The organism is Arthrobacter sp. ISL-65, from assembly GCF_018613795.1.
In the GTDB taxonomy this organism is placed as follows: Bacteria; Actinomycetota; Actinomycetes; order Actinomycetales; family Micrococcaceae; genus Arthrobacter.
Genome location: NZ_JAGGPN010000042.1, coordinates 54,845 through 81,121, shown reverse-complemented (window position 1 = coordinate 81,121; position 26,277 = coordinate 54,845). Strand labels below are relative to the sequence as shown.

20 protein-coding genes, 2 tRNA genes and 1 riboswitch are annotated in these 26,277 nt (G+C 66.8%); of the genes, 16 read left to right on the top strand and 6 right to left on the bottom strand.

Annotation, left to right across the window (positions count from 1 at the left end; all coding sequences use genetic code 11):
- Nucleotides 1–17 precede the first annotated feature (17 nt).
- The 3 genes from J7I85_RS18870 to J7I85_RS18860 all read left to right on the top strand — a co-directional run bounded on the left by J7I85_RS18870 (nt 18) and on the right by J7I85_RS18860 (nt 4,117).
- Nucleotides 18–2,246, top strand: coding sequence for a prolyl oligopeptidase family protein (locus J7I85_RS18870; protein ID WP_214855185.1), 2,229 nt, complete (start codon nt 18–20; stop codon nt 2,244–2,246).
- Nucleotides 2,247–2,409: 163 nt separating this feature from the next.
- Nucleotides 2,410–2,497: transfer RNA gene (locus J7I85_RS18865), tRNA-Ser, on the top strand.
- Between the two features lie 144 nt (nt 2,498–2,641).
- The gene (locus J7I85_RS18860; RefSeq protein ID WP_214855171.1) at nt 2,642–4,117 is read left to right on the top strand and encodes an MFS transporter; all 1,476 of its coding nucleotides are present in this window, start codon (nt 2,642–2,644) and stop codon (nt 4,115–4,117) included.
- On the opposite strand, the gene J7I85_RS18855 is transcribed toward J7I85_RS18860, so the two are convergent.
- Complete coding sequence (locus J7I85_RS18855; RefSeq protein ID WP_214855168.1) at nt 4,062–6,275, bottom strand: ATP-dependent DNA helicase RecQ; 2,214 nt, start codon at nt 6,273–6,275, stop codon at nt 4,062–4,064. The genes J7I85_RS18860 and J7I85_RS18855 overlap by 56 nt on opposite strands.
- 129 nt (nt 6,276–6,404) lie before the next feature.
- On the opposite strand from J7I85_RS18855, the gene J7I85_RS18850 reads away from it, so the two are divergent.
- From J7I85_RS18850 to J7I85_RS18835, 4 genes are all read left to right on the top strand, one after another.
- The gene (locus J7I85_RS18850; RefSeq protein WP_214855165.1) at nt 6,405–7,823 is read left to right on the top strand and encodes a phosphomannomutase/phosphoglucomutase; all 1,419 of its coding nucleotides are present in this window, start codon (nt 6,405–6,407) and stop codon (nt 7,821–7,823) included.
- A gap of 9 nt (nt 7,824–7,832) precedes the next feature.
- The gene (locus J7I85_RS18845; protein ID WP_214855153.1) at nt 7,833–8,315 is read left to right on the top strand and encodes a hypothetical protein; all 483 of its coding nucleotides are present in this window, start codon (nt 7,833–7,835) and stop codon (nt 8,313–8,315) included.
- Between the two features lie 100 nt (nt 8,316–8,415).
- Nucleotides 8,416–8,865, top strand: a complete 450-nt coding sequence (locus J7I85_RS18840; protein ID WP_214855151.1) for an Rrf2 family transcriptional regulator — start codon at nt 8,416–8,418, stop codon at nt 8,863–8,865.
- A gap of 199 nt (nt 8,866–9,064) precedes the next feature.
- A complete protein-coding gene (locus J7I85_RS18835; RefSeq protein ID WP_214855135.1) occupies nt 9,065–10,225 on the top strand; it encodes a globin domain-containing protein in 1,161 nt (386 codons plus the stop codon).
- Between the two features lie 165 nt (nt 10,226–10,390).
- Here the strand turns inward: J7I85_RS18835 and J7I85_RS18830 are convergent, their stop codons facing one another.
- Nucleotides 10,391–12,217: a phosphoenolpyruvate carboxykinase (GTP) gene (locus J7I85_RS18830; protein ID WP_214855132.1), complete on the bottom strand. Its 1,827-nt coding sequence runs from the start codon at nt 12,215–12,217 to the stop codon at nt 10,391–10,393.
- A 279-nt stretch (nt 12,218–12,496) separates the two neighbouring features.
- On the opposite strand from J7I85_RS18830, the gene J7I85_RS18825 reads away from it, so the two are divergent.
- A tRNA-Arg gene (locus J7I85_RS18825) sits at nt 12,497–12,570 on the top strand.
- A 160-nt stretch (nt 12,571–12,730) separates the two neighbouring features.
- Here J7I85_RS18825 and J7I85_RS18820 read toward each other — a convergent pair.
- Nucleotides 12,731–13,459: a FadR/GntR family transcriptional regulator gene (locus J7I85_RS18820; RefSeq protein WP_214855116.1), complete on the bottom strand. Its 729-nt coding sequence runs from the start codon at nt 13,457–13,459 to the stop codon at nt 12,731–12,733.
- Nucleotides 13,460–13,589: 130 nt separating this feature from the next.
- Here J7I85_RS18820 and J7I85_RS18815 point away from each other — a divergent pair, with 130 nt between their 5' ends.
- From J7I85_RS18815 to J7I85_RS18795, 5 genes are all read left to right on the top strand, one after another.
- Nucleotides 13,590–15,047, top strand: coding sequence for an NAD(P)/FAD-dependent oxidoreductase (locus tag J7I85_RS18815; RefSeq protein WP_214855102.1), 1,458 nt, complete (start codon nt 13,590–13,592; stop codon nt 15,045–15,047).
- 66 nt (nt 15,048–15,113) lie between these two features.
- Nucleotides 15,114–15,842, top strand: coding sequence for an ABC transporter ATP-binding protein (locus tag J7I85_RS18810; RefSeq protein ID WP_214855099.1), 729 nt, complete (start codon nt 15,114–15,116; stop codon nt 15,840–15,842).
- On the top strand, nt 15,839–17,875 hold the full coding sequence (locus J7I85_RS18805; protein WP_214855096.1) for a YhgE/Pip family protein: 2,037 nt from the start codon (nt 15,839–15,841) through the stop codon (nt 17,873–17,875). Before J7I85_RS18810 ends, J7I85_RS18805 begins: the two co-directional genes overlap by 4 nt.
- The gene (locus J7I85_RS18800; protein WP_214855081.1) at nt 17,872–18,522 is read left to right on the top strand and encodes a TetR/AcrR family transcriptional regulator; all 651 of its coding nucleotides are present in this window, start codon (nt 17,872–17,874) and stop codon (nt 18,520–18,522) included. The genes J7I85_RS18805 and J7I85_RS18800 overlap by 4 nt, the downstream gene beginning before the upstream one ends.
- Before the next feature lie 17 nt (nt 18,523–18,539).
- On the top strand, nt 18,540–19,142 hold the full coding sequence (locus J7I85_RS18795) for a hypothetical protein (protein WP_214855067.1): 603 nt from the start codon (nt 18,540–18,542) through the stop codon (nt 19,140–19,142).
- Here the strand turns inward: J7I85_RS18795 and J7I85_RS18790 are convergent.
- The 3 genes from J7I85_RS18790 to J7I85_RS18780 all read right to left on the bottom strand — a co-directional run bounded on the left by J7I85_RS18790 (nt 19,139) and on the right by J7I85_RS18780 (nt 22,377).
- A complete protein-coding gene (locus J7I85_RS18790; RefSeq protein WP_214855064.1) occupies nt 19,139–19,666 on the bottom strand; it encodes a histidine phosphatase family protein in 528 nt (175 codons plus the stop codon). The two genes, J7I85_RS18795 and J7I85_RS18790, sit on opposite strands and share 4 nt — an antisense overlap.
- 207 nt (nt 19,667–19,873) lie before the next feature.
- The gene (locus J7I85_RS18785) at nt 19,874–20,749 is read right to left on the bottom strand and encodes a winged helix-turn-helix domain-containing protein (protein ID WP_214855061.1); all 876 of its coding nucleotides are present in this window, start codon (nt 20,747–20,749) and stop codon (nt 19,874–19,876) included.
- Between the two features lie 596 nt (nt 20,750–21,345).
- The gene (locus J7I85_RS18780) at nt 21,346–22,377 is read right to left on the bottom strand and encodes a hypothetical protein (RefSeq protein ID WP_214855047.1); all 1,032 of its coding nucleotides are present in this window, start codon (nt 22,375–22,377) and stop codon (nt 21,346–21,348) included.
- A gap of 196 nt (nt 22,378–22,573) precedes the next feature.
- On the opposite strand from J7I85_RS18780, the gene J7I85_RS18775 reads away from it, so the two are divergent.
- From J7I85_RS18775 to J7I85_RS18765, 3 genes are all read left to right on the top strand, one after another.
- Nucleotides 22,574–23,314, top strand: coding sequence for a response regulator transcription factor (locus J7I85_RS18775; protein ID WP_003801275.1), 741 nt, complete (start codon nt 22,574–22,576; stop codon nt 23,312–23,314).
- Between the two features lie 3 nt (nt 23,315–23,317).
- A complete protein-coding gene (locus J7I85_RS18770; protein ID WP_214855044.1) occupies nt 23,318–24,931 on the top strand; it encodes a HAMP domain-containing sensor histidine kinase in 1,614 nt (537 codons plus the stop codon).
- Between the two features lie 104 nt (nt 24,932–25,035).
- A riboswitch (cyclic di-AMP (ydaO/yuaA leader) is annotated at nt 25,036–25,190 on the top strand.
- Nucleotides 25,191–25,193: 3 nt separating this feature from the next.
- Nucleotides 25,194–26,033: a hypothetical protein gene (locus J7I85_RS18765; RefSeq protein ID WP_214855040.1), complete on the top strand. Its 840-nt coding sequence runs from the start codon at nt 25,194–25,196 to the stop codon at nt 26,031–26,033.
- The last annotated feature ends 244 nt before the right edge of the window (nt 26,034–26,277 follow it).

The window sequence follows — 26,277 nt, the reverse complement described above, 5'->3', positions numbered from 1 at the left end:
GTTGTTTGGATGGGCGCATGACCACCACTGCAGCTGATTCTGCCCCCGCGTCCGGCGCCGCTCCCACCGAGACCGCGCCCGCACCCACCGACGAGAACATCTGGCTGGAGGACATCTACGGCGAGGAACAGCTGGCCTGGGTGCGGGAGCAGAATGCCCGCACGGAGGACCTGCTCGAGGACGCCGACTACGCCCGGCTCGAGGGCGAGATCCTCGAGGTGCTGGATTCGACGGACAAGATCGCCATGGTGAGCAAGCACGGCGAGTGGTACTACAACTTCTGGAAGGACCGGCAGAACCCCAAGGGCCTGTGGCGCCGGACCAGCTGGGACAGCTACTGCAGCGACGCCCCGGATTGGGACGTCCTGCTCGACGTGGATGCCCTGGCGGCCGCCGACGGCGTGGAGTGGGTCTTCCATGGCGCAAACCTGCTCCGGCCGGAAGCCGGGCAGCCGTACCGGCGCGCTTTGGTGGCGCTCTCCCCCGACGGCGGCGACGCCAACCGCTACCGCGAGTTCGACGTCGAGACCCGCGCCTTCGTTGATCCCGCCGCCGGCGGTTTTGATCTCCCGACGGCGAAGGGAAACGTCTCGTGGCTCGATGCGGACACACTGCTGGTCGCCAGCACCGCAGAGGATCTCCCCCGCACGGCGTCTTCGTACGCGCGCACCGCCGTGCGGTTGCGCCGCGGCCAGGCCCTGAGCGATGCGCCGCGCATCTTCGAGATCCCCGAGGACCACATGATGGCGATCGTGGCCCACGACTCCACGCCCGGCTTTGAGCGGACGTTCGCGCTGGACTGGATCGACTTCTTCAACCGCCGCACCTCCGTGCTGCAGGACGGTGACTGGGTGCCGGTGGACGTGCCCACCGACGTGAACACGGGCGTGCATCGGGAATGGCTGCTGTTCAGGCCGCAGCGCGACTGGACGGTGAACGGCACCACCTATGCCGCCGGCTCCCTGCTCGCCGCTGATTTCCGCGCGTTTGTAGCCGGGGAGCGCGAGCTGACGGTCCTCTTCGCCCCGGACGCGCACACGTCCCTGCAGTCCTGGAGCTGGACCCGGAACTTCCTGCTGCTGAACCTGCTGAAGGACGTGTCCTCGGAGATCCGCGTGCTGGATCCTGCCGACTCGTGGGGGTCCTCGCTGCTGGACGCCTGCCCGCCCATGCACGACGTCAATGCCTTCGCCGTGGATGACGAGGACGAGGCGGAAGACGGGGCCGGGGACGACTTCTGGCTCGTGGCCACCGGCTTCACGACCCCGAGCACCCTGACCCGCGGGGCACTCACCCGGGCGACCGCCGACGGCGGGGCTTCCGGCGGAACCGCCATGGCAGGCGTGGTGAGCAGCCATGTGGAGGTGAAGGCGTCGCCGTCGTTCTTCAATGAGGCGGACTACGAGGTGCAGCAGCACTTCGCCGTCTCGGCGGACGGCACGAAGGTGCCTTACTTCCAGGTGGCCACCCGCGGCCTGGTGCTCGACGGGCAGAACCCCACCCAGCTCTCCGGCTACGGCGGCTTCGAAGTCTCGCGCACGCCGGCGTACAGCGGCACCATCGGCCGGGCCTGGCTGGAGCGGCGGACTGCCGCAGTTCCCGGCGACGGCCTTGCGGAGGGGCACAGCCGGGGTGGCGTGTACGTTGTGGCCAACATCCGCGGCGGCGGGGAATACGGCCCGTCCTGGCACCGGGCAGCACTGCAGGAAAACCGGCACCGCGCCTACGAGGACTTTGCGGCGGTGGCCAGGGACCTGATCTCCCGGGGCGTCACCAGCCGCGAGCGTCTCGGCTGCGTCGGCGGCTCCAACGGCGGCCTGCTCGTGGGCAACATGCTGACGCGGTATCCCGAACTGTTCGGCGCGGTGTCCTGCGGGGTGCCGCTGCTGGACATGCGCCGGTACACGAAGCTGTCGGCGGGGCATTCGTGGATTGCCGAGTACGGCGACCCCGACCTGCCCGAGCACTGGGAATTCATCAGGACCTTCTCCCCGTACCACCAGCTGAAGGACGGCGTGGAGTATCCGGAAACCTTCATCTGGACCGCAACGTCCGACGACAGGGTCGGTCCCGTGCAGGCCAGGAAGATGGCCGCGCGCATGCTGGCCATGGGCATCCCCAACATCTGGTTCCACGAAGCGCTGGAGGGCGGGCATGCGGGCGCCTCGGACAACCGGCAGGCCGCCGCGCTCCAGGGCCGCAGCCAGCACTTCCTGTGGAAGGCGCTGGCAGAAGGCACGGCCTGATCGCGGGACTTCGGAGCAACCCTCCTGGAGTTTTTCGCGTCGCCTCCCGGAGTTTTTCGCGTCGCCTCCCGGCCGGGGCTGGCGCGTTTCGGGCGGGCCACCCCGGCCGTTTTGCACTGGATGGCCGGTTCTGCGTATCCTTGGTGGGCTAGGAATAGCAATTGGAGACGTGCCAGAGCGGCCGAATGGGCTTCACTGCTAATGAAGTGTGGGGCACAACTCCACCGGGGGTTCAAATCCCCCCGTCTCCGCGTTTGGCCCCGGTCCTTGGACCGGGGCCGTTTGCGTTCCCGGGCCCCTTCCCTGCCGCTTGGCGCCGCCAGTCCGGCCGTAGCGGCCGTCCGAGTGCCGGACCACCAAGGCAATAAACCGCTTTCCGGTGTCAGGATGATTGCATGAGCAAGCTTTCCCCCAACGCAGCCTGGAGCCCCAGGCTTGCCCTGCTTGTGGCGGCCACGTTCTTCATGGAGTTCCTGGACGGGACCGTGCTGACCACCGCCATCCCGAGCATCGCCGGGGACTTTGGGGTGCCGTCGGCCAGCGTAAACATCACCATGACCGCCTACCTGATGACAGTGGCCATGGGTATCCCACTGAGCGGCTGGCTGGCCGAGCGCCTCGGGGCCCGGCGGATTTTTTGCCTGGCCATCGCGGTCTTTACTTTGGCGTCGCTGCTGTGCGCAGCCAGCCAGGACCTCACGGTGCTGACCATCAGCCGCGTCCTGCAGGGCCTGGGCGGGGCGATGATGGTGCCGGTCGGTACACTGCTGGTGCTTCGCGGGACGCCAAAGTCGGATCTGCTGCGCGCCACCGCCTATCTCGTCTGGCCGGGGCTGCTGGCTCCGGTCCTCGCACCACTGGTGGGCGGCGCTCTGACCACCTACCTGTCCTGGCACTGGATCTTCCTGATCAACCTGCCGCTCGGCGCCGCAGCCTTCCTCGCCGCCCTGCGCCTGGTTCCTGCGGTTCCCGGCGACCGGGCCCGCCGGCTGGACTGGCTTGGGCTTGCCCTGACAACGGCCGGCGTGGGCGCGCTGGTGGCGGGCCTTGAACTGGCCAGCGGCCACCCCGGCGGCTTTTGGACCTGGCCCAGCATTCTGGCCGGGGTTCTCGCGCTGGCAGCGGCGGTCTTCTGGATGCGACGCGCGGCACACCCGTTGTTTGACCTGACGGTGTTCGGCACCCGCACCTTCCGGGCCACCAATTCGGGCGGCTTCATCTACCGGCTGACCATCAGTGCCGTGCCGTTCCTGTTGCCGCTGATGTTCCAGAACGGCTTCGGGTGGAGCCCCCTGCACGCAGGCATCATGGTTGCCGCCGTGTTCATCGGAAACATCGGCATCAAACCCGCCACGACGCCGCTCATCAGGCGTTTCGGGTTCAAGCCGGTGCTGGTGTTCGCGTCCCTGGCGTCGGCTACGACTTTCGCCCTCTGCGCGATGCTGACCCCGGCAACACCGGAACCGCTGGTGTTCGCGCTGCTCGTGTGCAGCGGGGCGTTCCGTTCCATCGGCTTCTCCGCGTACGCATCTGTCCAGTACGCAGATATCGTGCCGGAGCAGCTGACGTCAGCCAACGCTGTCTCGGCGACGCTTGTGCAGCTGGCCACGGGGGCCGGCATCGCAGTGGGCGCCCTGCTGCTGCGCGTCTTCGAGTCGGATTCCCTGATCTCGTCCGGGTTTGGCGCCATTTTGTCAGCCGGACCGGACGGCAGCGGCGTGGCCGCCTACCGTGGGGCGTTCCTGTCGATTGCGGTGCTGATGCTCCTCAGCACCGCCGACAGCTTTATGCTGCACCGGCACGCGGGGGCCGAGGTCAGCCGGCCTGGGCCAGTGCCAGCGGAAGCACCGCGCCCGCACCGGCCCGCCTGAGCGCGCGTCCCGCGACGGTGACGGTCCACCGGCTGTCCACGAGGTCGTCGATGAGCATCACGCTGCCGCCGCCCAGGCCAGCGAGCTCTGCCGACAGTGACTCCCCCACCACGAGACGGTCCCACACACCGGCCAGCCGGTAAGCGCTGTTGCCGCCGCGTCCGCCGGTGGGCCCGCCGTGCTCGAGCTGCAGCTGGCCGATGTACGGGATGCGGCCGATTTGGGAGATGCCCCGGGCCAGGGAGTCCACGAGTTCGGGCCTGCTGCGCGAGGGCATGCTGACGATCGCCGCCGGCCTGCCTGCGCCGCTCCAGCCCGGAATCCGGGAATCACCGGTGCCCCATTCGCGGAGCACCTGGACACAGGCCTGCAGCATGCCGGGATCGACAGCTCGGTCCGGAGCCCCGGCTGCGAAGAGTTCGCGCAGCGCCCCGCCCCAGCCCAGATCCGTCAGTCTGGCGAGGACCCGGCCGTCCGCCGTGTTTTCGTCAGGTTTGATCTTGCCTTTCACCGGCACCCCGAGGCGGTCCATTCCGCTGGGCCACTGGAGCCTGGACTCCAGCACGATGCCCGCACGGCTGAGGGTCTGCCCGGCAGCCTCCGTGGCTGTGGAGGCGACCTCCGAGGGGAACCATCTCCCTGCGCAGTTGTCGCAGCGGCCGCACGCGGCGGCGGTTTCATCGTCCAGGACCGAGGTGATGTACTCCATCCGGCACCCGGCGGTGTCCTGGTAGATGACCATGGAGTCCTGCTCGTCCACCCGGGCCTCCGCGATGCGGCGGTACCGTTCGGCGTCGTACGTCCAGGGCATTCCGGTGGAGCGCCAGCCGCCGCCTACCCGTTCCACTGCGCCGTCCACGGCGAGCACCTTCAGCAGGAGTTCCAGGGGCGTCCGGCGCAGGTCCACCCGGGCTTCCAAAGCAACGGTGGACACGGCCGAACCTGCTTCCGCCAGCGCGGTCAGCACAGCGGTGGCCTTCTCCTCGGAGGGCATGGAGGCCGTGGCGAAGTACTGCCAGATTTCGCGGTCCTCGGACCCCGGCAGGAGCAAGACGTCTGCATTGGCGGCACCACGGCCCGCCCTTCCCACCTGCTGGTAGTAGGCAACCGGGGATGACGGTGCGCCGAGGTGCACCACGAAACCGAGGTCCGGCTTATCGAAGCCCATCCCCAGCGCGGAGGTGGCCACCAATGCCTTGACCTGGTTGTCCTTAAGGAGCTGCTCCGCCCTCTCCCGGTCTGCCGGGTCTGTGCGGCCGGTATATGCCAGTACCTTGTGGCCTGCCTCCGCGAGCAGCCTGGCGGTGTCCTCGGCGGCGGAGACCGTCAGGGTGTAGATGATCCCGCTGCCCTGCAGATCCGCAAGGTGCGTGAGCAGCCAGCCGAGACGCTCGCGCGAGTCGGGCAGCGCCAGGACCCCGAGCCGCAGCGACTCCCTGCCCAATGCGCCGCGGATGGTCAGCACGCCGTCGCCCAGCTGTTCCTCGATGTCGTGGACCACCCTCGAGTTGGCAGTGGCTGTGGTGGCCAGTACAGGCACGGTGTCCGGCAGCTCCGCGATGAGGTCGGCGATGCGACGGTAGTCGGGCCGGAAGTCGTGGCCCCAGTCTGAGATGCAGTGGGCCTCGTCGATAACCAGCAGCCCCGTGCGCCGGATGAGTTCTGGCAGCTGGTTTTCGCGGAACGAAGGGTTGGTGAGCCGTTCGGGGGACACCAGCAGGACATCCACCTGGTCGGCAGCAAGCTGCTCCCGCACCGTATCCCACTCCAGCTGGTTGGCAGAGTTGATGGCCACGGCCCGGACGCCTGCCCGGGCGGCAGCCGCCACCTGGTCGCGCATCAGGGCGAGCAGCGGCGAAACGATCAGCGTGGGTCCCGCCCCGCGCCGCCGGAGCAGCAGGGACGCCACGAAGTAAACGGCGGATTTTCCCCAGCCCGTCCGCTGCACCACTAGGGTCCGGCGGCCGCCGTCGACCAGCGCCTCGATGGCCTCGAACTGGCCGTCGTGGAAGTCGGCATCCGGCCGGCCTACCAGCTCGCGCAGCACCGACAGGGCCTGGCCGCGGGTCCCAGTGACCGCTTCCTGTTCCCTTCCGGCGCCGGTACCGGAGGGGCCGGGGGCAGAAGCAAGGACAGGAGCGTGCTGGTTATTTGCCATTGATTCAGTATCCCAGCCGGCCCTGACACACCAAACCCCGGGCACCGGCCATGTGGACAAACGGCCGGCGCGAACTTCTGTGACTTCCCCTCCACAGGCTGCTTCGGGCTTGCCCGTAAGATAAGTGCCGTGACTAGCGACCAGACCAGTACTTTTGACCTTTCGGCCTCGTTCAAGGCGTATGACGTCCGCGGCATCGTGGGCGAATCCATCACCGCCGAAATCGTCGAAGCCGTAGGCGCAGCGTTCGTTGACGTACTTGGCCTGGAGGGCCAGACCGTCCTGGTCGGCGGCGACATGCGCCCCTCCTCCCCTGAATTCAGCAAGGCGTTCGCCAACGGCGCCGCCACCCGCGGGGCCAACGTCCAGCTGCTGGACCTGATCTCCACGGACGAGCTGTACTACGCGTGCGGGGCCCTGAACGCCGCAGGTGCCACGTTCACCGCAAGCCACAACCCCGCCGCATACAACGGCATCAAGATGGCCAAGGCCGGCGCCGTCCCCATCTCCTCCGAGACGGGCCTCAAGGAGATCCAGGCACTCGCTGAGCAGTACCTGAACACCGGCTCCATCCCGGCTGCCGAAACGCAGGGCCAGATCGGCGTCCGTGACGTGCTGAAGGACTACGCCGAATACCTCCGCACGCTCGTGGACCTTTCCGGTTCGCGCCCCCTCAAGGTCGTAGTGGACGCAGGCAACGGCATGGCTGGACTGACCACCCCGGCCGTCCTGGGCGACACGCTGCTGCCGAAACTGCCCTTCGACATCGTTCCGCTCTACTTCGAACTGGACGGCTCCTTCCCGAACCACCCGGCCAACCCCCTGGAACCGGAAAATCTGCGCGACCTGCAGGCCGCCGTCGTCGAACACGGTGCGGACATCGGCCTGGCGTTCGACGGCGACGCCGACCGCTGCTTCGTCATCGATGAAAAGGGCGAGGCGGTCTCGCCGTCGGCCATCACGGGCATGGTGGCCCGCCGCGAAATCGCCCGCGCAAAGGCGCAGGGCGAAGCAAATCCCACCATCATCCACAACCTCCTGACCTCCCGCGCTGTGCCGGAACTCGTCGCCGAAGACGGCGGACGTGCGGTGCGTACCCGGGTGGGCCATTCCTTCATCAAGGCCGTCATGGCGGAGGAGGGCGCCATCTTTGGCGGGGAGCACTCCGCCCACTTCTACTTCCGTGACTTCTGGAACGCGGACACCGGCATGCTTGCGGCCATGCACGTGCTGGCCGCCCTGGGTGAACAGGACGGCCCGCTTTCTGAGCTCGGCCGGGAGTACGAACCGTACGTTTCCTCCGGCGAAATCAACTCCGAAATCGATGACAAGGCCGGCGCAGTGGAGCGCGTCCGCGCCGATTTCGAAACCGAGAACGTGGCGGTGGACCACCTTGACGGCAGCACCTTCACCGCGGCCGACGGCAGCTTCTGGTTCAACCTGCGCCCCTCCAACACCGAACCGTACCTCCGGCTGAACGCCGAAGCCACGGACCGGGCCACGATGGAGCGGGTGCGCGACCGCGTGCTGGCTCTGGTCCGCAGCTAGGACAGCCCCGTGGCATCACCCGACTCGACCCCGGCCCAGTCATCGTGGCGCGCATCCGTGCCCGACTCGACCGCCACGGATCTGGAAAACCTCCTGGGCACCGGAATGGCGGCGGCCCAGGAGCAGCTTGAGCGCAGCGGCGGGTTTCTGCCGTTCGCCCTTGTGGTGGAGGACGGCGGTGACGTCCGCCTCGTCGCTGTTTCGCCGGCAGATCCGGATGCCGACGGGGACAGCGAGTTCGACGCCGACGCGATGATCCGCGACATCACGGAACTTTTGCGCCAGCACCGGGACGAGTTCCGCGCTGCCGCCATCGTCTGCGACATCACCCTGGTCGAGGAGGACTCGGACGCCATCCATGTGGCCACCGAGCACCGGGACGGCGCGGTGTTCGCAGCCGTCCTGCCGTACTCCCCCACCACCGAGGGCAGTGAGTGGGAGTTCGGCGACCTCGCCGCCGACTCCAACGAGCCTGTCATTTGGGCGGACTAGACCGGGCGGAAGGGCGGGTCGCGGCACGCACGCGACGGGCATGGCCATGCGATTTCCACCGGACGGAACTGCGATTTGCACAGGTCATTAGGCTAGAAGCATGAAAATCAACGCCTTCGCGGATGTCAGCCTGCGCGCCCTTATGGTGCTCGCAGCCGCACCCGAGGGCGGCCTGCTTACCACCCAGAACGTCGCGGACGCCGTGGGAACCCCCTACAACCACGTCAGCAAGGCCGTGGCGAAGCTGCGGATGCTGGGGCTGATTGACGTTGAGCGTGGCCGCAACGGAGGCTCGCGGCTCAGCGCGGCCGGCCACCGCGTGACCGTGGGGCAGGTCCTGCGGCAACTGGATACCAGGGAGGACGCCGCCGAGTGCATAGGCCCGGCGGGCAGCTGCCCCCTCATCAATGAATGCCGGCTCCGCGGTGCCATGGCGCGGGCGCGCGAGGCTTTTTACCGCGAGCTCGACGACGTCGTGGTGGCCGACCTGCCGACCTCCCGCCAGATGACACCCGTTTTTGAGGCCATCGGGCTGCGCCCCGGCGCCTGAGCCGCCTCACCCGCCTGACCCGGCCGCCCCTGCGCGCCGCTGCGCGCCCCTGCCCCCTACCTCACTGGGGCCCTTCTCCATTTGGAAAATCATTTCTACAAGGTGTAGAAATAGACCATGCAGAAACTCGTATTTCGAATGCGAGTATCGGCAGTACCGGTCCGGCCAAAGACCCCGGACCACTAGCTCAGGAGTGTCAATGCTCTCGGACAAAGCCCGTCCTATCATCGAAGCCACCCTTCCCCTGGTCGGTTCACGAATCGGCGAGATCACCCCCAAGTTCTATGACAGGCTCTTCGCCGCGCACCCGGAACTCCTGGACGGGCTGTTCAGCCGCTCCAACCAGCGCAACGGCAACCAGCAGCAGGCCCTGGCCGGAAGCATCGCCGCCTTCGCGACCCACCTGGTCAACAACCCGGACACCGTCCCGGAAACCGTGCTGTCCCGCATCGCGCACCGGCACGCTTCCCTCGGCATCGCCGAGCCGCAGTACCAGGTGGTCTATGAGCACCTCTTTGCCGCTATCGCCGAGGACCTGGCCGAGGTCATCACCCCGGAAATTGCAGAAGCCTGGACCGAGGTGTACTGGCTCATGGCGGACGCCCTGATCAAGCTGGAAAAAGGCCTTTACGCGGCCCAGGCGAACACTCGAATGTGGATGCCCTGGACCGTAGTTGAAAAGACCCCCGCCGGAACAGGTGCCGTGACGTTCACCCTCGCCCCTGCGGATGACACCCCGGTCACCGCCGCGCTTCCAGGCCAGTACATCAGCGTCAAAATTACCCTGCCCGACGGCCTCCGCCAGGTCCGGCAGTACTCGCTCTCCGGCGATGCCGGCACCAGCCGCAGCTTCACCACCAAGATCGACGACGGCGGGGAGGTCTCTCCCGTGCTCCACAACAGCGTGGAGGTCGGAGACATCATCGAAAGCTCCAACCCTTACGGCGAAATCACCCTGAAGGACGGTGACGGTCCTGTGGTTCTCGCCTCCGCGGGTATTGGCTGCACGCCCACCGCCTCGATCCTGCGTTCCCTCGCCGAAACCGGCTCCGACCGCCAAGTGCTGGTCCTTCACGCCGAAAGCACCATGGACAGCTGGGCGTTGCGCTCCCAGATGACGGACGACGTCGAGCGCCTCGACGGCGCCGACCTCCAGCTCTGGCTGGAGGAACCGCAGGCGGGCACGAAGTCCGGCTTCATGTCCCTGCGCGAGGTGGACCTGCCCGCCAACGCCTCCCTGTACCTGTGCGGCCCGCTGCCGTTCATGAAGAACATCCGCAACGAGGCCATCGAGGCAGGCATCCCCGCAACACGGATCCACTACGAGGTCTTCGGCCCGGACATCTGGCTGGCCGCCTAGCCCCTAAGGCTGGGGAGTTTTTGTACACTTGTCGCGACTTTAGGGGCGTTTAGCGCCCATTATCTGTACAAAAACTCCGGAACGGACGACGGCGGCCCCGCACCTTTGAAGAAAAAGGTGCGGGGCCGCCGTGTACTTTGTTGACCGGCCTAAAAAGGGCGTGGTCTAGGCCAGACGGCCCTTCAGGCCGTCGAGCTCCTGCTGGAGCGCTGCGGGCAGCGAATCGCCGAAGTTCGCGAACCACTCCTCGATCGAGGCGAGCTCGGTCTTCCACTCGTCGGCGTCGACGCGGACGGCGTCCTCCACCTGCGCGGGCGTCATGTCGAGTCCGGTGAGGTCGATGGAGTCGCCGGTCGGGACGAAGCCGATGGGGGTCTCCACGGCGTCGGCCTTTCCTTCGAGCCGTTCGATGGCCCACTTCAGGACGCGGGCGTTGTCCCCGAAGCCCGGCCAGGCGAAGCCGCCCGCTGCCGTGCGGCGGAACCAGTTGACCAGGAAGATCTTGGGGAGGCGCTCCGGGTTAGCCTTGGCGGACAGGTTGACCCAGTGGTTCAGGTAGTCGCCGGCGTCGTAACCGATGAACGGAAGCATGGCCATGGGGTCGCGGCGGACCACGCCGACGGCACCGGCCGCAGCAGCGGTGGTCTCGGACGACAGGGTGGAGCCCATGAAGATGCCGTTGGTCCAGTCGCGGGCCTCGGTGACCAGCGGGATAGTGGTCTTGCGGCGGCCGCCAAACAGGATGGCGGACAGTTCCACACCGTTCGGGCTGTGGTACTCCTCGGCCAGCATGTCGATCTGGTCGATCGGGGTGCAGAAGCGCGAGTTCGGGTGGGCTGCCGGCTGGCCGGATTCGGGCGTCCAGGAGTTGCCCCGCCAGTCAGTGAGGTGCGTCGGGGTTTCCTCGGTCATGCCCTCCCACCAGACGCCGCCGTCGTCGGTCAGCGCAACGTTGGTGAAGATGCTGTTGCCCTTGGCAATGGCGCGCATGGCGTTGGGGTTGGTGCCCCAGCCGGTGCCGGGGGCCACGCCGAACAGGCCGGCCTCGGGGTTGACGGCGCGGAGCTCGCCTTCCTTGCCGAACCGCATCCAGGTGATGTCGTCACCCAGGGTCTCCACCTTCCAGCCATCGATGGTGGGATCGAGGAGGGCGAGGTTGGTCTTGCCGCAGGCGGACGGGAAGGCAGCCGAGACGTAGTAGGTCTTCTGCTCCGGCGAAGTGAGCTTGAGGATGAGCATGTGCTCCGCAAGCCAGCCCTCGTCGTGGGCCATGACCGAGGCGATGCGCAGGGCGTAGCACTTCTTTCCCAACAGCGCGTTTCCGCCGTAGCCGGAGCCGAACGACCAGATCGAACGCTCTTCGGGGAAGTGGACGATCCATTTGTCCGGGTTGCACGGCCACGGTACGTCTGCCTGGCCGGCCTCCAGCGGAGCACCCAGGGAGTGCAGGGCCGGAACGAAGAAGGCGTTGGTTTCGGTGATCCGGTTCAGGACGTCCGTGCCGATGCGGGCCATGATGCGCATGGAGGCAACAACATAGGCGGAGTCGGTGATCTCGACGCCGAACTTGGGGTCCTCGGCGTCGAGGTGGCCCATGACGAACGGGATGACGTACATGGTGCGGCCGCGCATGGAGCCGGAGAACAGCCCGCGCAGCTTCTCCTTCATCTCCGCCGGGGCCATCCAGTTGTTGGTGAAGCCTGCGTCGTGCTCCTTTTCAGAGCAGATGAAGGTCTGCTCTTCGACGCGGGCGACGTCAGCGGGGTCCGAGAAGGCTGCGAAGGAGTTGGGGAACAGGTCCTGGTTCAACCGCTTCAGGGTGCCGGCCGCGACGAGTTCGTCGGTGAGGCGGGTGTTTTCTTCCTCGGAGCCGTCGACCCAATGAATCCGGTCCGGCTGGGTAAGCCCAGCGACCTCTTCGACCCACGCCAGCAGTCCGGCATGGGTGGTGGGTGCTTTCTCAAGCAGCGGCAGTCGCGCCAGGTGGGCCATTGCAGTTCCCTTCTTCGGGTTCAGTGGTGTGTCCTAAATGCTATTTCTGATGATCTGGACCAATTCACGGTCAGACATCGGATGTCCTGCCCACCTGTAGTCAACTTCCGCGGGATTTCGCGGAATTTTGATTTAGAAAAGTCGAAATTAGTGACGAAGGTCACATAGACCGGTCTAGTTGTGTAAATTACATGGTCCTCAATTTGGAACTGCGGCCCTCCTCGCGTAAAGTTATTCGAGGTTCGGGGCGAGCGAAAAGCTCACTGAGAACCGGAAGATGCGCCCATAGCTCAGCTGGATAGAGCGTCTGTCTACGGAACAGAAGGTCAGGGGTTCGAATCCCTTTGGGCGCACAGAGAGAAGGCCCGCACCGGGAAACCGGTGCGGGCCTTCTGCGTTAAGCATGGGTTAGGGACGAGGCCTGCATGCAGGGGGCAGTGGCAACAAACCCGCTATCCCCCGCTATCCAGAACCGACGTGATCCAGAACCAAACTGGTCCGGAACCGGACTACCTATTCGCCGACCGCCTCGCGTATCCGCTGGCGGAACCCCTCGAAGTGGTGCGTCAGCTCGCGGGCTGCCCGGGCCTTGTCCCCGGCAGCCACGGCCGAATAGATGTTCCGGTGCACTGCAGCGAGTGCCGGCAGATCCTCCACGCCGGGTCCAACCTCGGTATAGATCTTGCGGTAAACCTTCCAGAAGACGCCCAGCAGGTTTAGCAGGAGTTCATTGTTAAGGGATTCAAAAAGCCTGCGGTGGAACTCCGCATCGGCTTCCACAAAGGCCTCACCCGCCTCCGCGCTCTCCTCCATGCGGATCACGGACTCCTCGATGCCGGCTAGTTGTTCGGCCGTCATCTCACCCATTGCGCTGCCGATCAGCCCCGCCTCCAGCGCCTGGCGGACGTCCACGAGCTGCCGCGCTTCCAGGCCGTGGTGCCGCAGCGAGAGCCGCCCGCGGAAAATCAGGCCGTCGGCGAGGGATTCGAAATTGCTGGGCGCAACGAACATGCCGAAGCCGTGGCGGATCTCAATGACCCCTAGCGCCTGCAGGACCTTCAGCGACTCCCGGAGCGTGTTCCGGCCCACGCCGAGGGCGAGGCACAGCTCGTTTTCGGTGGGAAGGGCGTCGCCGGGCTCCAGTTCACGGTCCAGGATCAGCTCCATGATGTCCGACTGCAGGGCGCGCAGGCGGGCCTGGGCGCCGAAGCGGGCCGGCGGAACCACGTTGGAGGGCTGCATGGAGGGCTCCTTTGCACTGTCCGTACTTTTCCTCACCGTAGCGGATGTCCCATATCCCCAGAACGGCGGGGTCCATTGTTACGGCAGCGCCTCCCAAAATTCGCGGCAGGAGCGGGCGTAGGCTGTTGCCATGCCACGTCTTGTTGAACGGGAATTCGATGTCATTGTGATCGGCGCCGGCGCGGCAGGGGAAAATGCCGCGGACCGGGTGGTGCAGGGCGGCTTGACGGCAGTCCTGGTGGAAGCCGAGCTGGTGGGCGGCGAGTGCTCCTACTGGGCGTGCATGCCATCCAAGGCGCTGCTGCGACCGGGCACCGCACTGCACGGCGCCCAGACAGTTCCCGGCGCCAGCGAAGCCGTGACAGGAACGCTCGACGCCGCCGCGGTCCTCAAGCAGCGCGACTCCTTCACGTCCCACTGGCAGGATGCCAGCCAGGTGGAATGGGTGGAGGGCGCAGGCATCGAGCTGATCCGCGGCCGGGCACGCATCACCGGTGAGCGGACAGTGGGAGTAGCCGGGCTGGACGGCGACGATTACGCGCTCACGGCGCGTCACGCCGTCGTGCTTGCCAACGGCTCCACGCCCAACAGGCCGCCCGTCGAGGGGCTGTCCGAGGTTGAATACTGGGGCACGCGGGAGGCGACCTCGGCAAAGGAGGTCCCCGACCGGCTGGGCGTGTTGGGCGGCGGCGTCGCCGGCACGGAGCTTGCCCAGGCTTTTGCCCGTCTCGGGTCCACGGTCACGCTGGTGGGGCGCAGCGGACTGCTGCGCAATTTTCCCACTGAGGCCGCGGAACTTGTCGCCGCCGGCCTGCGGGCCGACGGCGTGGAGCTCCGGCTCAACACCAAGACCCGCAGCGTCCAGAGGAATTCCGACGGTTCCCTGACGCTCGCGTTCGACGGCGGCGACACCGTCACGGTGGACCAGTTGCTGGTGTCGACCGGCCGGCAGCCCGCGCTGGAAGGGCTCGGACTGGAGAGTGTGGGCCTGTCCGCCAGCAACGGCAAGCCCCTGGCCATCCACACTGACTCAACCGGCCTGGTGGCCGAAGCGTCGGGCAACGACGACGGTCCCTGGCTGTACGCGGTGGGCGACGCGGCGGGCAAAGTACTGCTGACTCATCAGGGCAAGTACGAGGCCCGGGCCACCGGCGCAGCCTTTGCCGCCCGGGCCAAGGGCGAGCTTCGCGGGGAGCCTGAGCCGTGGAGCCGGTACGCGCAGACAGCCGACGAACACGCCATTCCCAACGTGGTGTTCACAGACCCCGAGCTGGCCAACATTGGCCGGTCGCTGGAACGGGCCCGCAAGGACGGCTACAACGCATCATCGGTGGAGCTGCCCATCGAGGTGGCCGGGTCCTCCCTGCACGGCCAGAACTACAAGGGCTGGGCGCAGCTGGTGGTGGACGAGGACCGCAAGGTGCTCCTCGGTGCAACCTTCGCCGGGCCGGACGTCGCCGAGCTCCTCCATGCCGCGACGATCGCCGTCGTCGGGGAGGTTCCCCTGGACCGGCTTTGGCACGCAGTGCCTTCTTATCCGACCATCAGCGAGGTCTGGCTGCGGCTGCTGGAAAAGTACGGGCTCTAGTGTCTATTTGAACTGACTAGTCAGTTCGGTTAGCCTTGAAGCAGACAACTTCTGCGAAAGGCTCCCTTGCTCTGCGCACGACAGCTCAGCGTGAAAGGCCGGCGGCTTGACCTCCTGCCGCCGACTTCCCTGCAGGTGGCCAGCGGCGAACTGCTGCTGGTGACCGGCGACCGCCAGGACCAGAGGACCGCCCTCGCGCTTGTCCTAAGTGGCCGGATGAGGCCCGACGGCGGCACGGCCGGCTGGGACGGCTCGGTCGGGATCAGACCGCTGCGGCGCGCCAGCGCCCTGGTGGACTCCCCCGGCGTCAACGAACCCGAACAGCACCTAAGCGTGGCGGACCTCGTGACCGAGGATCTGGCCCTGATTCCCCGGCGCTACCGCGGCGCCCTCCTCAGCAAGCCGTGGCTGAAGGTCAACCGCTTCGAGGACGTCGCCGGCATGTGGACGGAGCAGCTCCCTTCGGCGCGCCGCATCGAGCTCCTTACAGCGCTAGCCCTCGCCAACCCCGGCACGGACCTCCTTGTGGTGGACTCCCCCGACCGGCACGGCGCCGATTCTGCCAACTGGCTGCCGCGGCTCAGGGAACTGGCGCACGACGGCGGCCGGCCCCTCGCCGTCGTCGCAACCGTTACTGCCCTCCCGGACGGCTGGACCGGACCGTCCGCGGCAATCGGCAACGCGGCCCGCCGTCCCTCCCCGGGGAGTTTTTGTACAGATAATGGCCCCACAACGCCCCCGAAGTCCGAATATGTGGACAAAAACTCCAGCCTGACGGGTGAGGTGGGCAAGTGACTGTCTTGCGGCTGGCGCGGTCCGAACTCAAGCGCATGACCGGCGGGCTGCTGCCCAAGCTGACCATCCTGGCCCTGACCCTGGTGCCTCTGCTCTACGGCGCGGTGTACCTCTACGCCAACTGGAATCCGTACGGCAACCTCGACCGGATCGACGCCGCGCTCGTGGTGGAGGACACCGGGGCGGCCGCCGGCAATGGAACGCGGCTGGAGGCCGGACAGAAGGTGGCGGACAGCCTCCTTGACGGGCACGTGTTCAACTGGCAGACGGTCCCGACTGCTGCGGAGGCGGACCAGGGCGTCAGCGACGGAAAGTATGCCTTCGCCCTCAGGATCCCCAAGGACTTCTCTGCCAACCTCGCCTCGCCGGGCAGCTTCGATTCGGCGACCCAGGCCATGCTTAACGTCACCACCAACGACGCCAACAACTACCTGCTGAGCACCATCGTGGACAAGCTGACCGCTGCCGTCCATGCGTCGGTGGCCAAGGAGGTCGGCGCGGAGACAGCCAACCAACTTCTCACCGGGTTCGGCACCATCCACACGCAGATGGTGAAAGCGGCCGACGGCGCTACCCAACTGGCGGACGGCATCACCCGGCTGCACGACGGTACGGTCACCCTGCATGAGGGAACAGGGAAGCTGGAAACCGGGGCCGCCGACCTTTACAACGGCCAGGTCAGACTCCGTGACGGGGCCAACGAGCTCTCGGAGGGTGCCGGGCAGCTGAGCGGAGGGCTGGCGGAACTGCGGGACAGGACGGCCGGGCTTCCGGCGGACTCGCAGCGCCTCGCTGACGGTGCCGCGCAGGTTGCGGCAGGAAACGCGGCGCTGAACAGCAAGGTGCAGGACGCCGTCGGGCAGCTCGAGGCAGCAGAAAATGGCCTCCGCGGCCGGCTGCAGGAGTCCAACAGCAAGCTGGTGGCCGCCGGCGTCCTGACCCAGGAACAGGCGGACAAGGTGCTCGCGGAAGTCGATTCCGCAGCTGCCTCCGGCCCGGGCAGTGACGCCAAGGCGAAGATGCAGGCAGACGCCGCGCAGATCCAGCAGCTTTCCGACGGATCAGCTGCGGTCAGTGCGGGCGCAGCCCGGCTGGCCGCCGCCGCCCCCGCGCTGACCGGCGGCATCTCGACGGCGTCTGCCGGGGCAGACCGGCTGGCGGCCGGAGCCGCAACTCTGGCTTCCAGTGAGCAGACGGCGGTGGACGGTTCCGCCGCCCTCTCGGCGGGTGCCCAAAAGCTCGACGACGGTGCGGCGCAGCTGGAGAGCGGAGCGGGCACCGCCGCGGCCGGTGCCGGGAAACTGGCTGACGGGCTGTCCCAGGGAGCCGGCAAGGTCCCCCACCCGGATGACTCGCAGAAGAGCAGCCTCTCCGCCGTGATGTCCGACCCCGTGGCCGTCAGCAACGTCTCGCAGGCAAAGGCCGGCTCCTACGGTGCAGGGCTTGCCCCCTTTTTCATGACCCTGGCCCTGTGGATCGGCATCTTCATGCTGGTCCAGGCAATGCGGCCCATTACCCAGCGCGCCCTGGCCTCCAACGCGCCGGCCTGGAAGATCGCCGTCGGGGGCTGGCTTCCGTTCCTGGCGGTGTCTGCCGTGCAGGCCAGCCTGCTCACCGTCGTCGTGAACGTCGGCCTTGGACTGCATCCTGCCCATCCATGGCTGATGTGGCTGTTCCTGCTGGCAGCCGCCATGGCGTTCAGCGCCATCATCCAGGGCGTGGTGGCGCTCCTCGGTTCGCCGGGAAAGCTGGTGGTGCTCATCCTGCTCGTGCTGCAGCTCGTCTCCTCGGGCGGCACCTTCCCGTGGCAGACCACGCCCGAACCGCTGCACGCCGTCCACCGGGTCCTGCCCATGGGTTACGTGGTGGATGGCATGCGGCACCTGGTCTACGGGGCGGACCTGTCCCTGATACCGGCCACCGTGGCGGGGCTGTTTGGCTACACTTTGCTGGGGATGGCACTTTCGACGCTGGCCGTCCGCAAGAACAAGTTCTGGACCCTTAAGACCCTGAAACCGGAGATCGCCGTATGAGCACGCTGGAGGCGGACCAGGAACCCGTTGCACCGAGGAAGCTCCGCCCCGGCCGGACCAATGCCACGAAGCAGAAGCTGTTCGAGGCATCCATGGACCTGATCGGGGAACGCGGCGCGTCTGGTGTGACGGTGGACGAGATCGCCGCTGCGGCCGGCGTGTCCAAGGGGACCGTCTACTACAACTTCGGCAGCAAGTCCGACCTAATCGCCCAGCTCCTGCGGCATGGCGTCGACATCCTCGAAGCCAGGCTGCTCAGCGTGAAGGGCGGGACGGCGGACCCGCTGGCCGGCATGGAGGCGATGATCGGCCAGGCCATGGATTTCATGGCCGAGTATCCGTCCTTCGCCAGGCTGTGGGTGGGCGAACAGTGGCGTACCCCGAGCGAATGGCAGGACACTTTCGCCGAGCTCCGGACCCGGCTGCTGCAGGTCATCGGCACGGCCATCGAAAGCGTTGCTGCACAGTACCCGGTGGACGCCACCATTTCGCGGGGAAGCCTGGAGGCAGCCGTGTTTGGCGCCTGCTTTGTGGTGGGGCTGGACCGCCAGACGTACAACCCCGAACGGAGCCGTGACCAAAGCGTTGCAGCCATCATGACAATCATGCGCGGCTACGTGCTGAAGGGGCCCGATCCTCAGGGATGATTAGTCCCATGCGCCACATGGGTAACAGCGGAAAGACAGCGATCGGTGCGTTTGCCGCAGCGGCAGGCCTGCTGGTGCTGACGTCCATTTCGCTGGAAGAAGCGGCACTGGTTGCATTCCTCGGCGCCGTGGCCGTGGGGTACGTGGCGTCCGTGGCGGAAGCCTTTGCCCGCCACCGTTACCTTGCCCTGCTGGCGGGCGGGGTGGGAACCAGCCTGTTCATCGGGTGCAGCATCGCCTTCCTGCGCATGTGGGGACTCGCCTTCAACCAGGAAGCCGCTTCTCTGGGCCAGGCCGTGACTACCCGGGATTCGGACATCTACTTCTACCTTGCGTCGGCTTCGGGATGCCTGACGCTGCTGGTGCTGTTCTGCGCGGCGGTCTGGCCGCCCCGGAGGCGGCTGCAGCGGAATGCACTCACCCGACCCACTGCCATGTCCAGGCCCCGGGATGCCGGTCCAGCCCGCACGGCCGGCGCTGCTGGATCACCGGCCCGTCCTGCGACGAGGCTTCCCGCGGGCGCCCGGCAGCCAGCGCAGCGCCCTGCTCAGCAGAAACCTGGTCAGCAGAAACCTGTTCAGCAGGCAGCCCCGCGGAAAACTTCCCAGCGAAGAGGCTAGTGTGCGCGGGGAACCTTGAAGTGCGTGAGCTTGGCATCCTGGCCATCCAGCTCCGCCCAGGGCTTCTCTGTCTCCAGCACGGTCAGCCCGCTCGTGGGAAATCGCGTTGCGGCATCCATGTAGGCGTCGTGATTGGAATCCCGCGAGGCCAGGTGCATGGCCAGGTCCTGCACGCCGGGCATGTGGGATATCACCATCAGCGTGGTCACGGTGTCCGGCACATGGTTGATGACCGCGAGCATGCGCAGCGCGGAGGCGCCGTAGAGCCCGTCCTCAAGTTTCGGCGTCGGAGCCTTCTCACCGAGTTCACTGCACACCCAAGTGCACGTCTGCCGAGTTCGCAGAGCACTGGAGCACAGGATGAAATCGGGGACGATGCTGTGCTTGAGCAGCCATTTGCCCGCAAGGGGCGCCTCGCGGTGGCCACGCTCCTCCAGGGGACGCTCGTGGTCCGCTACCCCGCCCGGCCAGTCGGCTTTGGCGTGGCGCATAAGGACCAGTCGCTTCTTATGGTGCGCACTCATGGCCCAAGCCTATCTCCAGCCGCGGAGGCAAGTGCTTGGGATTTGGTCAGCTGAACGCCAAAAGGCGGCACATTCCGAAAGCGCCGTTGTTTGGGCCCACGCCGTCAGGGTTCCCTGGCCGAGCTTGCGAGGCGAGGGCGACGGTGGGCAGGAACGAGCACAGGCGCAGAGGGATCGTGCCGCTTTTAGGGCGGTGCCAAGGATGGACTAGATCGAGTACTCCGGAGCGGCCCAGACAACAACTTCCGGGTGCTCGTAGAAGCGGTAGCCCTGGCCACGAACGGTACGCACGGTGTTGGCGAGGCGGCCGAGCTTGGAGCGCAGGCGGCGGATGTGGACGTCGATGGTGCGCTCGTTCGGCACCTCTTCGGCGTTCCGCCACAGGCCCTCGAGCAGTTCGTCGCGCCCCACGGTGCGGGTGCCGTTCTCCACGAGGTAGTTGAGCAGTTCGAATTCCTTGAACGTCAGATTCAGGGACTCGCCGTCGAGGTGCACCTCGCGGCGGGCGAGGTCGATCAGGACACCCGACGGGCGGGGATCCTGGGCCGGCTGCACGCGGGCGGTCTCGGTGCGCTGCCGGGCATTGACGGTGGGGTCACCAAAGGTGGAACGGACGACGTCGAGCGCAGAACCGGGGGCGCTGGCCGGCGCCACAGCGACGGCGGCGTAGCTCTCGGCACCGGTTACAAGCGACTGGGCGTAGGCCCGGATCTCCTGGGCAAGCTTGGCGATCGAGGTGCCGGCGGCAGCCGCGGTTTCCTCGTCAATGCCCATGTACAGGACGAATCCGCGGGCAACGTTTTCATTGGGTACGGCGCGGACCGGTGCGGCGGCAGCCGGGGCCACAAGAGGCGTGGGCGCTGTGAGCGGGGCGGCTTCGTCAGCCTGGACGGCGCGCAGCTGGCCGTACGAGTTCGGGTTGTACCCCTGGGGCGCGTAACCCGGAGCGGCGGGAACGCTGTTTGCCTGGCCGCCCGGAGCGAAGGCGGGGCGGGCGCCGAATCCCTGCCGCAGGCCCGATGCCTGGCCTGCTTTGTTGGCGTTACGGACTGAGATGTGGACGTATCCGGATGCAACTGACATGAATGCTTACCTCAATGTGAATGGCCGTCATCGCGGCTCGAATGCTTGGGTCCCGCAATGATTTTGGGGAGGGGCGCCCTACGCTGGGCTGGGGGCGAATGCCTAAAAACTTCGTGGGGTGGTGAAAGTTAGGCGTGCATTCGACAACAGCGCATGTCGGCAGCAGCTGGTGTGCTGGGCCAATGTTCTGCGGCTGCAGGTGCTGTTGAGTTCTTGTTCACATTTGAAAGTGTGCAACGTAACAATGAGAACTTGCAAGTAACAATGGACGGAACCGTCCGCATACTGAGACAAACGGCGCGTTTGTGTGATAAATCACAGTTTTGCCGTTCGTGGATATTTTGATTTATTTTCCTGAACGGGCGGTCGGAAACCTGCTCCTGCGGAATTCTGTTCGGATTTTTGATGAATATACGCCGAATATTCAATGACATCCCGATTGCCGAAACCTACAGCCGCGATTTTCGGATTGTCCAGCTATGACGCAGTCCGGACGGGGGATTTTTTGCTCGGTAGGGCGTGCGGCTCCGGTCAAATCCAGCGGAGCGACGGCAGCAGCGCCCCGGGTGGCCTGGGCGCTGCCCCTCCCGCAGTAGTCAGCTGGCCTGGCTCGAACCTGTGCTTCCGCCCGACTGCGTGGTGGTACCGCTCACCTGCACGCTCTCCGCCGCAAACGCCGAGCCATCCTTGCCTGCCACAATCCGAACGGTGGCTCCCGCCACGATGTCAGCCGCTGTCAGGTCGCCGGTTACCGACTGCTGGCGCCGCTGCAGCATGTTGCTCACCGCTGTGTCGTCGCTGAGCGCGTAGGTGCGCGTGAAGCCGTTGGCACTCTTCACCGTGACCGAACCGGAGAAAACGGTGGACACAGTGCCGAGCTGCGCCACCTTGGTGACGTAGGCGCCGTTCTCCTCGACCACGTACTCCGAATGGACCGCTGCAGAAACGCCGCTGCCCATGCCGCCGAGGCCGTTGGGCGCGAAGTCGCCTCCCTGGTCTGGCACCGTTCCGCTTCCCGGCGCCTGCATGCCCGGACCGCCCATCGACCCGCCATCCTGCGGCAAGCCGCCCTGGCTCAAACCGCCCTGCGTTCCACCCTGCGCCAACCCGCCCTGGGCACCTGCGGCCGTTCCGCCGGCAGCGGCAGCGTTGCTGCCCAAACCGTAAACGGTGGCTCCGGCGCCAGCGGCCAGAACCGTGGCAGCACCGGCCACGACCAGCCCCCGCTTCATGGTCCAGGGCTTGCCGCCGGCCGCCGGACCTCCCGCTGTTCCGGCCGACGGCGGCCCTCCCCAGCCGGCGCCGCCGCCGGAAGGCTGCGCCCCGCCGGCACCCCAGCCCGCGTACGGGGCCTGGTAGTTCGTGGTTTGGGAGTTGGGGTCGCCGCCCGGGGCGACAGGGTTCGACACGACGGCGTGCGGTGCGGCATTTGAGGCGGCGCTGCCCGAAGAGAACGTGCCCAGGGAGGTCACAGGTTCAGTTTCGGGTTCGGCAGGCCGGGCGGGCCCGGCCCCGGAACCGGTATCCCGGCCGGCCCCCGGCCCTGGCTGGCATGAGTACCTCTCCGGCTGCGGCGCCGGAGGCAGGGGTGTGGTTTCTGGAACAGGTGGGTGCTGCTGTCCGCTCATTGCGGTCTCCTTAGGGGTGCGGAAGTGTCCGTTCCAGACTGGAAAGCCTTCCTGTGATTGGCCTGTGCGGCGCAAGAGCCATGGCTGTGACCCAAAAACACGTACTCGACGCCTTTCAGCTCGCTAGGCTGGGATTCACAGCCGGCGCACAGGGTTGCCAAAGCGGCGGCTAATCACCAGAACGGAGAGTTGTCACATGGCCACTTCGCACTCCATGACCAACAACCTTCCGCAGCTGACCCACCCGGACGGATCCCCCATCCGCGCCCTTGTGGTCGACGACGAGCCGAGCCTCTCAGAACTCATGAGCATGGGCCTGCGCATGGCTGGCTGGTCGGTCGCCGTCGCTGCCGACGGTCCGGAGGCCGTGAAGCTCGCCAAGGAGTTCCGCCCGGACGTGCTGGTGCTTGATGTGATGCTTCCCGGGTTCGACGGCGTCGAGCTCCTGGGCAGGATCCGCGCCTTCGCACCGGAGGTCCCGGCCCTGTTCCTTACCGCCAAGGACGCGGTACAGGACCGCATCGTGGGCCTCGCCGCGGGCGGCGACGACTACGTCACCAAGCCGTTCAGTATGGAGGAAGTCCTGCTGCGCCTGCACCGGCTGGTCCAGCGTTCCGGCGTCGCGGCCATGGATTCCGCTGAGCTTGTGGTGGGCGACCTCGTCCTGAACCTCGACACACGCGAAGTCACCCGCGCCGGCGACGAGCTGCAGCTGACAGCCACCCAGTTCGAGCTGCTGCGCTACCTCATGGAGAACCCCAAGCGCGTGGTCAGCAAGGCCCAGATCCTGGACCGGGTGTGGAACTACGACTTTGGCGGCCAGGCCAACATCGTCGAACTGTACATCTCATACCTGCGCAAAAAGGTGGATGCCGTGCACCCGCCGATGATTCACACGGTCCGCGGCGCGGGCTACGTCATCAAGCCGGCAGAGTAGGCCGTGGCAAACCTTTCCGGTGCAATCCGTACCCAGCGCCGAAGCTGGCTGAAGCCGGACACCTGGCACCTCCGCACGCGCCTGGTCCTCGTTGCCATGGCGCTTTTGGTGGCCATTTGCGGCGCGATCGGCCTTTTCAGCTACGCCTCGATGGACTCCTATTTGACCCAGCAGCTGGACAAGCAGCTCTCGGATGCGGCGCACCGCTCCAGCGAGTTCGGCCGGCCACCGCAGGGCAATCCTGGCACCAAGCCCGATCCGCTGGGCGCCCGCGGCCAGCGGATCGGCACCGTGACGGCCCGGATCGAGGACGGCACCGTCATCAGTGCAGGTTTCATTGCCACGGACGCCACCGTCGCCTCGCTGTCGGCAGCGGACGACCAAGTCCTCCTGGCGCTCCGCCGCGACGGCGTGCCCGTCGAACGCACCCTGTCCTCTGGCACCTACCGCCTGGTCGCCGCCCAGGCGCCTTACGGCGACGTGATCGTCACCGGGCTCCCGCTCGCGGAAAAGCAGAACACCCTGACATCGCTCGTGTGGACCATCACCATCGTCTCGCTGGGCGGCCTTGTGCTGATCGGCCTTGCCGGGACGGTGCTCATCCGCCGCACCATGAAACCCCTGGAGCAGCTCTCCGAGGTGGCCACCCAGGTGTCTCGCCTGCCGCTGGACGCCGGTGAGGTGGCACTCGCCGTCCGCGTCCCGCCGTCGAACGCCCATCCCGGAACCGAAGTGGGCAGCGTGGGTCACGCCCTGAACCAGATGCTGGACAACGTCTCCAACGCGCTGGAGGCGCGGCAGGAAAGCGAAATGAAGGTGCGGCAGTTCGTGGCGGACGCCTCCCATGAGCTCCGCACTCCGCTCACGGCCATCCGCGGCTACACCGAACTGATGCGCATGACCGAAAAGTTCACTCCGGACGGGCAGCGGTCCCTGGCACGCGTGCAGAGCCAGTCGGAACGGATGACCGCCCTGGTGGAGGACCTCCTGCTGCTGGCCCGGCTCGACGAGGGCCAACCGCTCAAGCTCAGCGACGTTGACCTCACGCAGCTCGTGATTGAGACCGTCAGCGACGAAAAAGTCATGGCACCGGACCGGGCGTGGCACCTCGACCTTCCCGAGGAACCCGTGTCGGTCCGGGGCGATGCCTCACAGCTGCACCAGGTCCTCGTCAACCTTCTCTCCAATGCCCGCAAGCACACCCCGCCCGGCACCACGGTGACCACCGGCGTGATGCGGTCGGCGGACGGCAGCGCTGTGATTACGGTCACGGACGACGGCACCGGCATCCCGCCCGAATTTGTGGACAAGGTCTTCGCGCGATTCGCCCGCGCGGACGCGTCACGCGCGACCCCGGCGCAGGCGCCCCTGGCGCCTGCATCCGCGACAGCGAAGGGTTCTGCTACCGGTGGCGCAGGCGCGCAAACGGCCCTCCGTACCGCGGCTTCGCAGGGGGAACCGGGGGTTGCGTCGGCAGAGGGAACCAGCGGCCTGGGCCTGTCCATCGTGCAGTCCATCGTGGAGGCTCACGGCGGCACGGTGGAGGTCACGTCCAGGCCGGGACGGACAGAATTTGCCGTCCGGCTGCCCAAGCAAGGCGCCGCGCCGTCGTCGTGATGTCCGTTACCTAAATGTGACTTAATCAAAAGCCTCCTGTACCGTCGATTGGGTGCAGCCGCCACTAGAGCTGCATGTCCGGATTGACGCCCAGCTCTGCCGCTTCCCGGATTCCGCTAGTTCAGGCAGAGGCGGGGGAACCAGAGTCCCGGGCTTTCCGCATCAGCCCTTGGGGTGAAGCCGACACGTGAATTTCCGTGCGGCCGGATGACCTCATCCGAACCCGACAGCTAACTCCGCAGGTGTTGAGAGGCAATCAACCATGTCTGAATTCAAGGCACAGGCGCGCCCTGATCGCGCCTCCCAGCAGTCTGACCACAAGATTTCCCGTCACCGTGCAGAGCCGGCCCGGCCTGCGACGGCCTGGGGCCGCTTGACCGCAAGCCTTCCGTCCTTCGGGCGCCGGGCAGCGGTCCTAACCACTGCCGCAGCCGTGCTCGTTGGCGTCGGCGCCGCAGGCCAGGCAGCCGAGCAGGCTACGCCTTCCGCCGCTCAAACGACCGCCACCACCGCTGACGCCGGGCAGACCCTGAGCTTCGACAAGACGCTCATCTCCGCCCTGCCCGCGCCCTCCGCGGCGTCCATCGCTCCGCAGTCGGCAACTAAGGCGACCGCCAAAGCCACGCCGAAGGCTGCCGCCAAGACCGCGGCGCCCAAGGTTGCCGCTCCGAAGGCGGCCACCAAGGCTGCCACGCCCAAGGCTGCTCCCGTCGCCAAGGCTGCCCCGGCTCCCGCCGCCAAGGTTGCCCCCGCGAAGGTTGCCCCCGCGAAGGCCGCTGCGCCTGTGGCCCTGAACGATCCCGCCGGCGCGCAGGCCTACGCGGCCAGCAAGCTGGGGTCCTTCGGCTGGTCGGCAGACCAGATGCAGTGCCTGAAGCGGCTCTGGACCAAGGAATCGGAATGGCGCACGACGGCCACCAACGCGAGCAGCGGCGCCTACGGCATCGTCCAGTCACTGCCCGCCGAGAAGATGGCTACCGCCGGGGCGGACTACCGCACCAACTACCGCACCCAGATCAACTGGGGCCTGGACTACATCCAGGAGCGCTACGACTCCCCGTGCGGTGCGCTGAACTGGCACCTCGCCCACAACTGGTACTGAGCGTTCCCGCGGCCAATCGGGCTGACGACGAACATTTTTGCACCGCTTTAGGCTGACCGCCTAGGTGCCGAGGGCCCCTGATCCGCACGGATCCGGGGCCCTTCTGCGTCGCTGATCTTCCTGCCGCAGGCAAAGTGGTGCAGAAATGCAAGCCTCGGCGTCCACCACACCGGCGGCAACCATGCAGGGTGGCGCAGAAAAACGGCAATCACAGCTGATGCTGACGGCCGGCGGAGCGTCGAAG